We start from the raw sequence: 14172 nt of genomic DNA, 5'->3' as shown, positions 1-14172 counted from the left end.
ACACCCCCTCACCGCCGCCCTTCGCGCAGCCACGCCGCCACGGAGAGCCCCGCCAGCAGCACCAGCCAGAGCCAGCCGGGCAAGAGGGCTGTGAGGCGGGTGGATTGGGTCACATAGGCCTCGCGCGGGGTGATACCGAACCAGCCGCGCCCTGCCGCAACGCGTCCCTCCTCGACCAGACGCAGACGCGGCACACCGTCAGAGAGCGTAAAGATACCGCCGGACCGCGCCTTGATCACCGGCGACAGTTTGTCCCCCGTGGCAATGGTTTCCTCGAATTCGCGCGGCGCGGAGGGGCCAAGCACCATGACCGCAGTCTGATCCCCTTCGGACAGGCGATACAGCCCCATCTCCCCGCCCGTGACCTCGGCCATATGGCGACCGGGGGCGACCTCTTCCATCGGCACTTCGGTGACGGTGCCATCGGGCGCCTCGACCGTCACGGAACGCGCGCCCTCGGTGAGGCTGCGCCGTGTGATGGTGAGCGTGTTGCCCTCGGCGGTGGCGGTGAGCGCCTCTTCTTCCAGTTCCGGCTCTTTCATCATCCAGTGCGCTAAACGGCGCAGCAGCTCAAGCTGCGGCCCGCCGCCCTCGACACCGCGTGTCCAGAGCCACGCATGATCGGAGCCAAGCACGGCGACACGCCCCTCGCCCACGCGGTCCAGCACCAGCAAGGGCCGCCCGTCGATCCCCGACATCACGGTTTCCGCCTGTTCTTCCGGTTCAAGCTCCACCTGCCGGAACCAACGCCCCCATGCGGGTTCGTCATCGGCAAATTGCAGGCCGCCCAGCCCCTCTGTCACCGGATGGCGCGCGCCCAGATCGGTGAGACGCGGGCGGTAAGGGGCTTCGATCACCCGTCCTGTGGGCGTGGCCGGAATGATCCGCGCCAGAGGCGAGCGATAGAGACTGTCTGCGGAGGCGAAATCCGGCCCTGCGGCGAACAGCACCGCGCCGCCTTGTTCGACATAACGTGCGATATTGTCGAGATAGGAGGCAGGCAGGATGCCGCGCAGCTTGTAGCGGTCGAAAATGATCAGGTCGAAATCATCGACCTTTTCCATGAACAATTCACGGGTCGGGAAGGCAATAAGCGAAAGTTCCGTGACCGGCACGCCGTCCTGTTTCGAGGGCGGGCGCAAAATGGTGAAATGCACGAGATCGACGCTTGGATCGGATTTCAGCAGGTTGCGCCATGTGCGCTCGCCATTATGCGGCTCGCCGGAGACCAGAAGCACACGCAGGCGGTCGCGCACGCCGTTGATCTGCACCATCGCGGAGTTGTTGCGCGTGGTCAGTTCGCCTTCGGCTTCGGGCAGAGTGAACTGGATCACGTTCATCCCCCCGTGCGGCAGGATTAACGGCAGGTCAATAGAGCGCCCGACCGGAATGGTGAACCGCATCGGCGCGTCGCCGTCGATTGAAATCAGGATCGGGCTGGTGGTCGCGTCTTCGGGGGCCGCGCCCTGATCCTCGACGCGGAGTTTGAGCGTCACCTCCTCGCCCATGATGGCAAAGCTTGGTGCGCTCTCGATCACAAGGCGGCGGTCCCAGTCCTCCGGCGTGCCGGTCAGCATGAGATGCACGGGCGCGGGGAAGTCGGGGGCCAGATCAACATCGTGAAGCTGTCCGTCGGAGAGCAGGACCGCCCCCGCCAGACGCCCGCGCGGCTCGTCGGCCATGGCTTCGCTCAGGGCGGTCATCAACAGCGTGCCTTGATTGTCCGGCGCATCCGCCAAGGTGATCTCGCGCAGTTCCACATTGGGCAGGGCGGAGATCCGTGCCTCCAGCGCAGCGCGGGCCTGCATGATCTGTGCGGGGCGGTCCGCGAGGTCTTGGGAGGCGCTTTCGTCGATGACGAGGAAGACAATGTCCGAGAGCGGCTCGCGGGTTTCTTCTTTGAGCGACGGTCCGGACAGCGCAGCCACAATGCCCAGCGCCGCCATAGCCCGCAGCGCCCAGCCCGACAGGCCGCGCCATGCCGCGAAGATCACCAGAGCGGTGACGAGACCGGCCAGACTGATAAGAACCGGCAGCGGAACGAGCGGGGAAAAGACGATATCGCGGATCATTGGCCCAACCTGTCGAGAAGTGCGGGAACATGGACCTGATCGGATTTGTAATTGCCGGTCAGCACATAGATCACCAGATTGACGCCGAAGCGATAGGACAGTTCACGCTGATGCTCGCCGGAAAATCCGCGCCCCACGGGCACCATCGGCGCGCCGCTGTCATCCATCGCCCAAGCTGCGGCCCAGTCGCCACCGCCGACGATCACGGGGGTGACATTGTCGTTGAGGTTGCGAAACGGCATGCCGTCGGCCAATTCGCCCTCCGGAGCGGCCTCGACCCAGATCGTGCCCTCGGCATGACGGCCCGGAAACTCCCGCAGGAGATAGAAGGCACGGTTGAGAACGTGATCTTCGGGGATCGGCTCAAGCGCGGGAATATCGAGCGGGCTGGCAAGGGACTGCAGCTTGGTGCCATTGGGCGTGGCCGCGCCAAAGCCCGCAATATCGGCATCCCGCGTGTCAAAGAGGATCACGCCGCCGGTGCGCAGATAGGCGTTGAGCTTGGTATAGGCGGCGGCGGAAGGCATGGGTTGCTCCGGAGTCACCGGCCAGTAGAGCATGGGGAAAAAGCCCAGCGGGTCGGTCTCCAGATCCACACCTATGGGCGCGGCAGGCTCCACCGAGGTGCGCATGGTCAACACATTGGAAATGCCCGCAAGCCCCGCTTCGGACATCCGGTCCAACTCGGCATTGCCGGTGCGGACATAGGCCAGCACCAGTTCCGACGCGGCCCGCAACGCGAAATCGTCCGGCACCTCCTGCGCACGGGCCTGAGGCGTGGCCAGAGTGGTTGCAAACACAGCCGCCAGCACAGAGGACAGAACCCGCGCGCCAAACAGACGCCCCGACAACCAGAGCGAGGCAATCAGATCGGCCGCCAGAATCGCCAGCGCCGCCAGCAAGAGCAACGGTGTCAAAACACGCTCGCCACGGCGCTCGACACCGGAGACCACCACATCGGCGGGCCAGCGCATGGGCGAAAGCGCCTCTCCCTCGGCCAACACATTGAGCGCGCGCAGACTGTCGCGCCCCTGATACAGGCCCGGCGGGGTGGCGTTTGAGGCCCGCGCCGACACAAACTCTTCGCCCGCCACAGGCAAAAGGTTTCCAGCGTCTTCAAACCGTCCGAACCCGTCCATCACCCGCAACGGCTGCAAACTCTGCCCGACAAGATCCTCCGCATCGAGAATCGCCGCACGCGATGTCACCGCCAGACGGTCGAGCATGGAGACAAACAGCCCCGACAATGGCAGGGTGGACCATTCGGCATTGGCCGTGACATGGAACAGGACCACCTGTCCCTGCCCCACCGCCTTGCGCGTGACCAAGGGCGTGCCGTCTTCCAGCGTGGCGATCACGCGGCTGGCGAGGTCGGGGTCGGGCTGTGCCATGACCTGCGCGGAGATTTCGACATCTTCGGGCACGGGCAGACCGTAAAAAGGCGAGGTCTCGGCAAAGGGGCGCAGGCGCTTCGGCTCGCCCCAACTCATCGCACCGCCCAATGTGCGCCCGCCGGCGCGCAATCGCACGGGCATCAGGGGATCATCCCCCTCCCGCGCCACATCGGAGGCGGCGAGATTGGGCCCTGCAAACCGCAGCAGCATCCCGCCCTCATTCACCCAATCGAGAAGATCGGCCACTTCGCCACCGGAAAGCCGCGCCACATCGGCGAGGATGATCACATCGGGATTGGCCAGAACCAGATCGGGCAGCGCCCCTTCGAGCACATCCGCCTTGCCCGCCAGCGCCGCCCGCAGGTAATGGAGTTGCGACAGAAGCTGAAGCCCCTCGCCGCCTTCGCGCACCACGACGAGACCGACTTCGCGGCGTTTGAGACTGTCATCGGTGAGCCGTTTCGCCCCTGCCGAGCGCAGGCCTTCGATCTCGAACCGTGTCACACGGGCCCGCAGTTCCGGCGGCAGGTCAAAAACGACGGGCACCGAGGCGGCACCGGCAGGCAACACAACATCCTGACGGTCCAGCACACGCGGCACTCCGGCCGGATCGGGACCATGCGCCAGAAGCGTCACCAAAGCCTCATCCGAGGCATCAGCACGCAGAACCGGCACGGACACCCCCTCTTCGGTCAGGCTCAACGGGCCCAGCGCCATCACGGGCCGCGCGGTTTCAAAGACGGAGACCGGCCCCAAACCCTGCAAATCCGCAAGAACCTCCGCACGGCCCTCGCGGGCCAGACCATCGGAGATCCAGAGCGTTTCCACGTCCTGCGGCAAGGCGGAGACCACACCGCTCAAAGCGTCCATGTCAGGGGCAAACCCCGCAGGCGAAAGCCCCGCCAGACGCGAGCGCCAGTCCGCAGGGGCAAGAAAGGCGCAGCCCTCCGCCGGAAGCGCCGTGGCAGGCAGGAGACAGACCACGCGCCCGTCCGCTTCGGCCTCGTCAAGCGCCTGCGACACCCGCCCCATACGCACGGACCAATCCGGTGCGGAGGCCCAGCTTGCGTCCATCAGCACCAGCAGCGGGTCGGTCGATCCGCCGCGCTCCACACGCGGGTTGAGCACAGGGCCCGCAAAGGCCACGACCAGCGCGGCCACGGCCAGCATCCGCAACAGCAAAAGCCACCACGGGGTGCGATCCGCCTCGACCTCTTCATCCTTGAGACCCAGCAACAGCGCGACACCGGGGAAGCGGCGCTTGACCGGTGCGGGCGGCACGGCACGCAGCAAGAGCCAGAGCAGCGGCAGGACCAGAAAGCCCAGCAACACCCAAGGCGCGGTAAACCCGATCGGACCCAGAACCCACATCAGCGCGGCCCCTCCAAGGCTTCGTATAGCCACAACAGCGCGGACAGTTCGCTGTGATCCGTGTGATGCGTGGCAAAACGCCAGCCCGCGTGACGGGCGATCTCGCGCAACCGGTCCTTGCGTTCGGCCAGCCGCTCCAGATAGCGGGCTTTCAGATCGGTGGCACGCAGGGTCTCATGCCGGAGCGCGCCGGTCATGGAGGTGAACACCGTGCGCCCGCGATAGGGAAATGCCTCTTCGGCGGGATCGAGAATCTGGTAGAGCAGACCGGAGATGCCGCGATCAGAGGCGGCGGCAACGGCCTGTTCAACTGCGTCAACGGGACCGAGAAAATCGGAGAGGAAGACCGCGCGGGCATGTGGCAGGAACAGCGCGGCATCCGGTGCGCCATAATCCTCGCTCGCCGTTTGCGACAGGCCTTCGGCAATGCGCCGGAGTTGCAAGGCCCCGATACGCGGCGGCGTGCCCAAAGAGGCCAGCGCCACGCGCTCCCCGCCTTTCATCAACAGAATCGACAGCGCCATAGCGAGCAAGGCCGCGCGGCCTGATTTCTGCGGCAGGGCCGTGTCCGAGGCAAAGCCCATCGAGGCCGACAGATCGACCCAGAGATGCACGGATTGCGCCGCCTGCCATTCCTTTTCGCGCACGAAATGCCCGTCGGACCGTCCCGACCGGCGCCAGTCGATAGCACGGCCCGGATCACCCGCCTGCGCGGGGCGGTATTGCCAGAATTCATCGCCCATGCCCGATTGCCGCCGCCCGTGCCCGCCCATCAAAAGCGTACGCGCCAACTGCTCCGCCCGTGCCTGCAACGGCGGCAAGGGGGAACTGAGCGTTTCGGCGCGGGCGCGCAGGCCGGTGTTCGGACGAGTATTCGGGCCAGTATTCAGGCCGGAGGTGGAGCGGGGTTGGGTCACGCGGCAGACCGGACTTTCAGGGAGGTTTCGGCCACATCGGCAATGATCGCGCCAAGATCGTCCCCACGCGCCCGTGCCGCAAATGTCAGCGCCATGCGGTGAATAAGAACGGGACGCGCCATCGCCAGCACATCTTCGGGACCGGGCGCAAGACGCCCGTCAAGAAGCGCACGGGCGCGGGTTGTGAGCATCAAAGCCTGAGCCGCACGCGGACCCGGCCCCCATGCGACAGCGGCATTCACCGCCTCGCCAGCTTCGGGTTCATGCGGACGACAGGCCCGCACGAGGTCGAGAATCATCTCCACCACCTGCTCGCCTACGGGCATCTTGCGCAACAATTTCTGGGCATGGATCAGTTCTTCGGCGGTGAACACCTGATGCGCCTCGTCCTCCTGCGCCCCTGTGGTGGCCAGAAGAATGTCGCGCTCCGTGTCGCGGTCGGGATAGTCCACATCGACCTGCATCAGAAAGCGGTCAAGCTGGGCCTCGGGCAACGGATAGGTGCCCTCCTGCTCCAACGGGTTCTGCGTCGCCAGAACATGAAACGGTGCGTCCAACTCATGCGGCTGGCCTGCGATGGTGACGGTTTTCTCCTGCATCGCCTGCAAGAGCGCGGACTGGGTGCGCGGGCTGGCGCGGTTGATTTCATCGGCCAGAAGCAACTGGCAAAACACCGGCCCCTTGATAAAGCGGAAGGCCCGCGATCCGTCCGTGGCGGTTTCCAGCACTTCGGAGCCCAGAATATCGGCGGGCATCAGATCGGGCGTGAACTGCACCCGCGCGCCATTGAGACCCATCACGGTGGACAGCGTGTCGACCAGCCGCGTCTTGCCCAGCCCCGGAAGGCCCAGCAAAAGCGCATGTCCTCCGCAGAGCATGGAGGACAGAACCAGATCGACCACAGCCTCCTGACCGACAAAGCGGCGGGTGATGGAGGCTTTCGCTTCGCCAAGTTTGGCGCCCAGCATTTCGATCTCGGTTGCGAGGTCGGTGTCGGTCATGTCTTACTCCTCGGGTCGAACCATGGCACTATTAGACCCGTGTCGCATGCAAAGCACAAATGACAAAAGGGTCAGAAGGAGATTTTTCCATGGCAGTTTCTGCAGAAAGCATCGCCAGCGCCGTGAAAGCCGCAAAAGGGCGCGGATTACCGCCGGTGGACAAGTGGAATCCACCGTTTTGCGGCGATCTCGACATGCGCATTGCGCGGGACGGGACGTGGTTCTATCTGGGCACGCCGATTGGCCGTGCGCCCTTGGTGCGGCTGTTCTCGACCGTGCTCAAACGCGAGGGCGACAAGTATTTCCTTGTGACCCCCGTGGAGAAAGTCGGCATCACCGTGGATGATGCGCCGTTTCTGGCGGTGGATTTCGACATTGAAGGCGAAGGCAAGGACCAGCGGCTGACCTTCCACACCTCCGTAGGCGATCAGGTGACCGCCGATGCAGAGCACCCGATTCGCGTCGAGACCCGCGACGGCGAACCTGCCCCCTATGTCGAGGTGCGGGCGGGGCTTGAGGCACTTATAGACCGCAAGAGCTTTTTCCGCCTCGTCGATCACGCGGTGACCGAAGAGATCGACGGAGAGGCGCTGTTCGGCGTCTGGTCTGCGGGGGTGTTCTTCGAAATTGCCAAGGCGGCGGACCTCGCCTAACATCCCGACAAGACCATCCGAGCCACGGATTTGCGAAAGGACATCATGCCCAGATTTGCCGCGAACCTGTCCTTTCTGTTCAAAGAATATCCGCTCCTTGAGCGGTTTGCGGAGGCGAAAGCCTGCGGTTTTACGGCTGTGGAAGTGCTGTTCCCCTATGACGAACCCGCCTCCGAGGTGGCGCAGCGCATGGCGGATCTGGGGCTCGACATGGTGCTCATCAATGTGCCGCCCCCGAATTACACCGGCGGGCAGCGCGGCTTTGCCGCTGTGCCGGAGCTTGAGGAGCGATTCCGGCGCGACTTCAAACGGGCGCTGCGCTATGCGCAGTTTCTGGGCGCGCAGCACATGCATATCATGGCGGGAAAGGCCAAGGGCGAAGCCGCACACGAGACCTACACGCGCAATCTGGCATGGGCCGCGAAAGAAGCGCCCGAGATGAGCCTCACCATCGAGCCGATCAACGGACAGGACATGCCGGACTATTTCCTTGATGATTTCGATCTGGCCGTCGAGGTGCTCGACTCGGTGGATGCGCCGAATCTGGGGCTGCAATTCGACGCCTATCATGCCCAGATCATCACCGGCGACGCTCTGGCCGCTTGGACGCGCTATGCCCCCTATGTGCGACACATCCAGATCGCAGGTGCGCCGGAGCGCCATGAGCCGGTGCAGGGTCTTATTGATTATCCGGAATTCTTCCGCCGCGTAGACGAGAGCGGCTATACAGGCTGGATCTCGGCGGAATACATGCCGAAGGCGCGCACGAAAGACGGGCTGGACTGGTTCAACGATTTTCGCGGTCGTTAGACTGCCCTGAAGCCACTATTCACCAGCGAGCATCGCCGGATCAGCATCCCCCGCACATCCAGCCCCCGGTGCTTCGACCTCAAGGGTGGAATGAGCGATGGCGAAACGGTCGCGCAGCAGGGCTTTCACCTCCACCAACACAGGGGCCGCCTCACCGGAAATCACCACATGGGCCTCGACCGAGTTGCGATGCTCGTCGATTTGCCACAGGTGGATGTGATGCACATTTTCGACTCCCTCGATCCCTTCAAGTGCTGCGGCAATATCTCCGGCCTTGGTCCCCTCCGGCGCGCCCAGCATCAGGATGCGGATCACAGGGCGCAATTCGCGCAACGCCTGCCAAAGGATATAGAGCGAGATCGCAATGGTCAGCAGCGGGTCGATCAGGCGCCAGTCCCACAAGAGAATGACCACCCCGCCAAAGATCACCGCCACCGACGTGCCCGCATCCGCAAGGTTATGCAGGAAAGCCGCGCGGATGTTCAGGCTGTCTTTTGACAGGGTGTAGGTCAGGAGCGCCGTTACCAGATCAACACTCAGGGCAATGACTGCGATAATCACCACAGTCCAGCCCGCGATCTCGGGCGGATTGAACAGGCGGGACACGCCTTCGGCGAAGAGATAGACGGAGATCACGATCAACGTGGTGTAGTTGACCATCGCCGCAACCACTTCGGCGCGGCCATAGCCAAAGGTCATCCCCCCGTCACGCGGCTTTCGGGCGATCTTGCGCGCCCCGAAGGCGATGACCAGTGAGAGCGCGTCCGACAGGTTGTGAATTGCATCCGCGATCAGCGCCATAGAGCCGGAGATCACGCCGCCGACAATCTGCGCGATCGTCAGGAAAAGGTTGACCGCAATGGCTCCGGCGACGCGGGCATCTCCGGCTTCGGGGTCAATATGGTGGTGATGGTGGGGGTGATGATCATGAGCCATAATCCCATAATGCGCCTCGCATATCAGAGCACCAGCGGAAAATTGACGCAGCCGCGTATAATGGGCGGCTTGGCCTGAAACTCTGTCTGGCGGGCCTGCGTTCGGATGGCATTGATGCGCCCCTTCGCGCCCTGTTGCGGGCGAACCCGCCTATGTTCTGTATGGTTTTTAAGCGCGTTTCGAGCGCCTGCGCACAGAAATAAATCAAAGTGTTAAAATATCCCAAAAATCCGCAATATTTGGTGCGCATATGCACACAATTAGAAAAAGCACAGTTATTTGCTCCAAATAAGGCGAATTCGCACAATGTTTCACGGAATCACAAAAAATCCCGCGACAATCGCCGAAATGTGATCTGCATATATGCACATTGATCTGGATAAAAATGGTAAATTTGTTCGACTTTACACAAGCATGACACAAGCCTAAATATTATTCCATCGAGAGACGCAAAAACGAACAGACAGCGTCCCCCACAACTAGAAATGAAATGAAAAGGACCACAACCATGACATTCTCCCTCAAAACACTGACCGCCGCCGCTATCGTTGCTGTTGCAGGCACTGCCGCTGTTGCAGGCCCCAACTACATCATCCCGGGCAACCAGTCCTCCACCAAAACCGTCGCCAATGTTGAGCTCGTGCGGGCCGAAGCTCCGGCAACTCTGGAAGTTTACTCCGTCCATGGTGGCGAACGTGTGGCTCTGCTCGGCTCGACCGACGTCAACGCCGGCGCGAACACCGATGTGAAAGTGAGCCTCGACGCAGGCGCTGCTCAATCCAACCTTGAGTTCGTCCTCGTCGGCTCCAACGGCGCAACCCTCGCCGACAAAAGCATCAACAACTACCAATAACAGGTGGTCCCGTCCGCTCTGAGCCAAGGCGCTCAGGGCGGATGGAAATCAGAAATGCCGCCGGAGTCCCCTCCCGGCGGCATTTTTGTGTTTTCTGGTAAGTGAAAAAGGTCAGTCGCCCAGTTTGGCGTGAACCTCGTCGAGATCAACCTCGCCCAAAGGCATCTTGTTGCCCGGATTTTCAAAGTCGTATTTGAAGAGCTGGAAATCGCGCTTGTAGATTTCCCACATCAAATGCATCGAGAGGTCGTCGAAATAGTCCTCGACCGGATGCAGCCGCTTCGGCCCGTGCCCCTCGGATTCGTTGAACCGCGGAATCGCGCTCAGATCAACCTTGTGCGGCGCGTCGATATGGTCGAGCACGTCCTGCATCCCCTCGTTGAATTTCTCCGTAAAGAAAATCTTGTCATATCTCCCGCCATTCACAATGAAGGTGGAGACATGGCCGGACATGGCCGACCAGTGGATGTCGGGGTCCATCGGGCGGCGCCAGCGGATGGTGTCGCGCACGAACAAAAGGAACCGGCGGAAACTCGCGATCTGGTCGAACTCCTGCTTGCCATCAGGCCCGCCCACTTCAATCCCGTATTTCTGGATCAGCTGCGGAACAAGATTGCCACGATAGCGGCGGCCATTGCGCTGGATGCCGCAAATTTTGTCAAAAAAGCTCGACAAAACACGGGTGTAGGGATTGCGCACACAGGTGAAAGCATAGCTTTTATGCGCCTGCACATTGGCTTCGATCAGGGGTTGGCTTTCCTCCTGCGCCCATTTGTGCATGCGATCCTTGCTGTCATGAATGTCACCGTCGAAAAACTCGCCGTGATCCGAATAGAACATGATCTGCCCGATCGTCGAACAGGCACATTTGGGGACGACGCGATAAACAACACTCTCGCTTTCAGTCATCCAGGTTCCGGGAAAGCCCATAATTACCACTACTCCTCTTTGTCACATGCAAAGTGACCCTTTTTGCTTTAAAAGCAAATTCCCCTTGATTATTCAATGATTGGTTACGCTTGTAAGCGGACAATGAAGCAAAAAACAGGTTACGGTTTCCAATATGGCGCGAATTGCCTTTATCTTGTTGTGCCATAAAGACCCCGAGGCGATCATTGATCAGGCCCGCCGCCTCACCCGTGCGGGGGATTATATCTCGATCCACTTCGATGCCAGCGGCGGCAAAGAGACCTTCGAGGCGATCCGGAAGGGGCTCGAAAACAACCCCAATGTCACCTTTGCCACCAAGCGCATCAAATGCGGCTGGGGCGAGTGGAGCCTTGTGCAGGCCACGCTTTACGCCATTGAGGCCGCAGAGCGGGATTTCCCGCGCGCGACGCATTTTTACATGCTCTCCGGCGATTGTATGTCGATCAAGACCGCCGAATACATGCATGATTACCTCGACCGCGAGGATGTGGACTTTATCGAAAGCTTCGACTTCTTCGAGAGCGACTGGATCAAGACCGGCATCAAGGAAGAGCGGCTGATCTACCGGCACTGGTTCAACGAACGCAACAACAAGTGGCTGTTCTATGAAAGCCTGAAACTGCAACAACGCCTCGGGTTGCGGCGCGAAATTCCCGAAGACCTGCAAATCATGATCGGGTCGCAATGGTGGTGCCTGCGCAGGCGGACCATCGAATGGATTCTCGACTTCACCCGCCAGCGCAAGGATGTGATGCGATTCTTCCGCACCACATGGATTCCCGACGAGACGTTTTTCCAGACCGTCGTGCGCCATCTGGTGCCCGAAAAGGAAATCCGCACCCGCACGCAGACCTTCCTGATGTTCACCGATTACGGCATGCCCGTGGTGTTCTATAACGACCACTACGACCTGCTCCTGTCGCAGGACTATCTCTTTGCCCGCAAAATCTCCCCCGAGGCCAAGGAACTGAAAAAACGCCTCGGTGATCTCTATGCCGCCACCGGCGTCAAGTTCCAGATCTCGAACGAAGGGCGCTCGCTGTTCCAGTTCCTCACCAATCGGGGCCGGAACGGGCGGCGGTTTGCACAGCGGTTCTGGGAGACCGAAAGCTCCCTTGGCCGCAACCGCGAGCTTCTGATCATCGTGTGCAAGAAATGGCACGTCGCCAAACGGCTTGTGGCCGAGATCAAAACCAAGACCGATATTCCCTGTCTCGAATACCTGTTTAACGAGGAAGGCAGCGCCCTGCCCGACCTCGGCGGGATCGAGAAAAGCCTTGAAAAACGGACGCGGCACAGACGCGCATGGGTGCGGATGCTGTTCGACTATTTAGACACGAATCGCATGGTCATCTGTCTCGACCCTACAGGCATCGACCTGATTCAGGATTTCTACGCCGACCGCTCCAGTTCGCGGCTGCTGGAAATCGAGTGCGAATTCACCGACGACTATCTCGCCGGACATGCCAAGCGCACGGGGCTGGCCGGAGACCAGACACCGGAGGAGGCGATCGAGCGGCTTTTACCGACCATCCGCTCGGATATGACCGATGAGAGCGACCGTATCCGCGACGCCGAGTTCGAGAATTACAATCGGATTTCACAAAGCAACACGCCGGAGGAAAATGCGCGGCCCCTTGCACGTTTCCTCGGCATCCCCGAAGATAAAGCGCGCGAGATTGTCTCGATGCATTACCTGTTTTCCGACTGAGGGAGGCCCCCATGCCCTACGCCTATGATGACCAGAACGTCTTTGCCAAAATCCTGCGCGGCGAGATCCCCTCGACGCCGGTGTTCGAGAGCGAGCACACGCTGGCCTTCCCCGACATCACGCCGCAGAAAAAGGTACATATTCTGGTGATCCCGAAAGGGCCTTACCGCTGTTACGACCATTTCGTGCAAGCCGCCTCTGACGTCGAACAGCTCGACTTTTTCCGCTCTGTCGCCAAGGTCGCGGAACAGCTGGGCGTGGCGGAATCTGCGGGGGGACAGGGTTTTCGCCTGATCACCAATTCCGGCGCGGATTCCCATCAGGAAGTGCCGCATTTCCATGTGCATCTTCTGGGCGGAGAGCCCTGCGGGCCGCTGACCTGCAAGTGAGAAAACATATCCGTAATTGACAAAACCCCGCTTTGAGGCGGGGTTTTTATTGAGTATTTAGACCATCAGAAAGCCCGCACCCGCGCGTGGGTCATTTTCCCGAAGTCAGTTCGACAAAGACATCTTCCAGATCCGGCTCCATCGTGCGCACGTCTCCGATGGTGATACCAGCGTCTTTGACCGCATCCAGAATGGCCCCGACCGAGGCTTGCCCGCGCGAGAAATCGAAGACCAGCGCCCCGTCGCGGCGGCGGCCCATTTTGACACCTTCGGGCAGAGCGAAACTCTCCGGCGCGCCGCCTTCGGGTTCGATCACCAGCGTCTTGGCATCCATCAGCCCCAAGAGATTCTTGGTCGTGTCCTGTTTGATCAATTCGCCGTGATTGATGATGGCGATCTCGTCGCACATTTCCTGCGCTTCTTCGAGGTAATGCGTGGTGAGGATGATGGTCATGCCGCGCTCCTCGTTGAGTTTTCGAACATTGGTCCAGAGCATCTGGCGCAGCTCGATATCGACGCCTGCGGTCGGTTCGTCCAGAACGAGGATTTGCGGATTGTGCACCAGCGCCTTACCCAGCAAAAGCCGCCGCCGCATCCCGCCCGACAGTGTGCGCGCATAGGCGTCGGCCTTGTCGGACAGTCCGATGAGCTCAAGGATTTCGTCGGTGCGCCGGTCGCGTTTCGGCACGCCGTAGAGGCCCGCTTGCACTTCCAGCGCGCCGCGCGGGGTAAAGAAGGGATCGAGGTTCAGCTCCTGCGGCATGACCCCGATGGCGGCGCGGGATTGGCGCGGGTTCACGTCCTGATCGAATCCCCAGATCCGCACCTTGCCGGAGGTTTTGATGACCAGCCCCGCAAGAATGTTGATCAAGGTGGATTTGCCTGCGCCATTCGGTCCCAGAAGGCCGAAGATCGACCCCTGCGGAATCGCCAGATCGACACCTTTGAGCGCCTCTTTCGGGGGCTGTCCGGCCCCGCCTGCATAGGTCTTGCGCAGGGCTTCGATCTCAAGTGCGTTGCTCATCGGTCTCGCTCCTTCTGTCCGCACGTCAGTTCTGCGGGCGGTTGCCTCTTGTCCGTGCCGCACGGATCGCTATCATATGCCCCTGACTTAGGCGGTCTGTATGGCTGCGGC

General features: G+C 61.4%; 12 protein-coding genes. 5 read left to right on the top strand and 7 right to left on the bottom strand.

Features of this window, described 5'->3' with window-relative positions:
* Positions 1-8: 8 nt before the first annotated feature.
* The 4 genes from KO492_RS04645 to KO492_RS04630 are packed head-to-tail and all read right to left on the bottom strand — an operon-like array spanning position 9 to position 6755.
* Positions 9-2072 (bottom strand): hypothetical protein, encoded by a 2064-nt coding sequence (locus tag KO492_RS04645; RefSeq protein ID WP_216043880.1) that lies wholly within the window; start codon positions 2070-2072, stop codon positions 9-11.
* Positions 2069-4837, bottom strand: coding sequence for a DUF4159 domain-containing protein (locus KO492_RS04640; RefSeq protein ID WP_216043879.1), 2769 nt, complete (start codon positions 4835-4837; stop codon positions 2069-2071). Before KO492_RS04640 ends, KO492_RS04645 begins: the two co-directional genes overlap by 4 nt.
* The gene (locus KO492_RS04635) at positions 4837-5727 is read right to left on the bottom strand and encodes a DUF58 domain-containing protein (protein WP_436835695.1); all 891 of its coding nucleotides are present in this window, start codon (positions 5725-5727) and stop codon (positions 4837-4839) included. Before KO492_RS04635 ends, KO492_RS04640 begins: the two co-directional genes overlap by 1 nt.
* Before the next feature lie 23 nt (positions 5728-5750).
* Positions 5751-6755, bottom strand: coding sequence for an AAA family ATPase (locus KO492_RS04630; RefSeq protein ID WP_216043878.1), 1005 nt, complete (start codon positions 6753-6755; stop codon positions 5751-5753).
* A gap of 89 nt (positions 6756-6844) precedes the next feature.
* On the opposite strand from KO492_RS04630, the gene KO492_RS04625 reads away from it, so the two are divergent.
* On the top strand, positions 6845-7408 hold the full coding sequence (locus KO492_RS04625; RefSeq protein ID WP_252735295.1) for a DUF1285 domain-containing protein: 564 nt from the start codon (positions 6845-6847) through the stop codon (positions 7406-7408).
* A 45-nt stretch (positions 7409-7453) separates the two neighbouring features.
* On the top strand, positions 7454-8218 hold the full coding sequence (locus tag KO492_RS04620) for a hydroxypyruvate isomerase family protein (protein ID WP_216043876.1): 765 nt from the start codon (positions 7454-7456) through the stop codon (positions 8216-8218).
* 15 nt (positions 8219-8233) lie between these two features.
* Here the strand turns inward: KO492_RS04620 and KO492_RS04615 are convergent, their stop codons facing one another.
* Positions 8234-9154: a cation diffusion facilitator family transporter gene (locus KO492_RS04615; protein WP_216043875.1), complete on the bottom strand. Its 921-nt coding sequence runs from the start codon at positions 9152-9154 to the stop codon at positions 8234-8236.
* A gap of 508 nt (positions 9155-9662) precedes the next feature.
* On the opposite strand from KO492_RS04615, the gene KO492_RS04610 reads away from it, so the two are divergent.
* Entirely contained in the window at positions 9663-10007 is a 345-nt protein-coding gene (locus KO492_RS04610) for a hypothetical protein (RefSeq protein ID WP_066601885.1), read from the top strand.
* 111 nt (positions 10008-10118) lie between these two features.
* On the opposite strand, the gene KO492_RS04605 is transcribed toward KO492_RS04610, so the two are convergent.
* A complete protein-coding gene (locus tag KO492_RS04605) occupies positions 10119-10937 on the bottom strand; it encodes a sulfotransferase family protein (protein ID WP_216043874.1) in 819 nt (272 codons plus the stop codon).
* Positions 10938-11070: 133 nt separating this feature from the next.
* On the opposite strand from KO492_RS04605, the gene KO492_RS04600 reads away from it, so the two are divergent.
* Both KO492_RS04600 and KO492_RS04595 read left to right on the top strand, forming a co-directional pair.
* The gene (locus KO492_RS04600) at positions 11071-12648 is read left to right on the top strand and encodes a DUF5928 domain-containing protein (RefSeq protein WP_216043873.1); all 1578 of its coding nucleotides are present in this window, start codon (positions 11071-11073) and stop codon (positions 12646-12648) included.
* 11 nt (positions 12649-12659) lie between these two features.
* Entirely contained in the window at positions 12660-13037 is a 378-nt protein-coding gene (locus KO492_RS04595; protein ID WP_216043872.1) for an HIT domain-containing protein, read from the top strand.
* Between the two features lie 91 nt (positions 13038-13128).
* Here KO492_RS04595 and KO492_RS04590 read toward each other — a convergent pair whose 3' ends face one another.
* Positions 13129-14061 carry an ABC transporter ATP-binding protein gene (locus KO492_RS04590; protein WP_216043871.1) on the bottom strand — a complete coding sequence of 311 codons (933 nt, stop codon included), beginning with the start codon at positions 14059-14061 and terminating at the stop codon, positions 13129-13131.
* Between the last annotated feature and the right edge of the window lie 111 nt (positions 14062-14172).

This window comes from Celeribacter halophilus, from assembly GCF_018860305.1.
Taxonomy (GTDB): Bacteria; Pseudomonadota; Alphaproteobacteria; order Rhodobacterales; family Rhodobacteraceae; genus Celeribacter; species Celeribacter halophilus_A.
The sequence above is the reverse complement of the archived record's forward strand: the minus strand, read 5'-3'. Positions and strand labels throughout refer to the sequence as shown.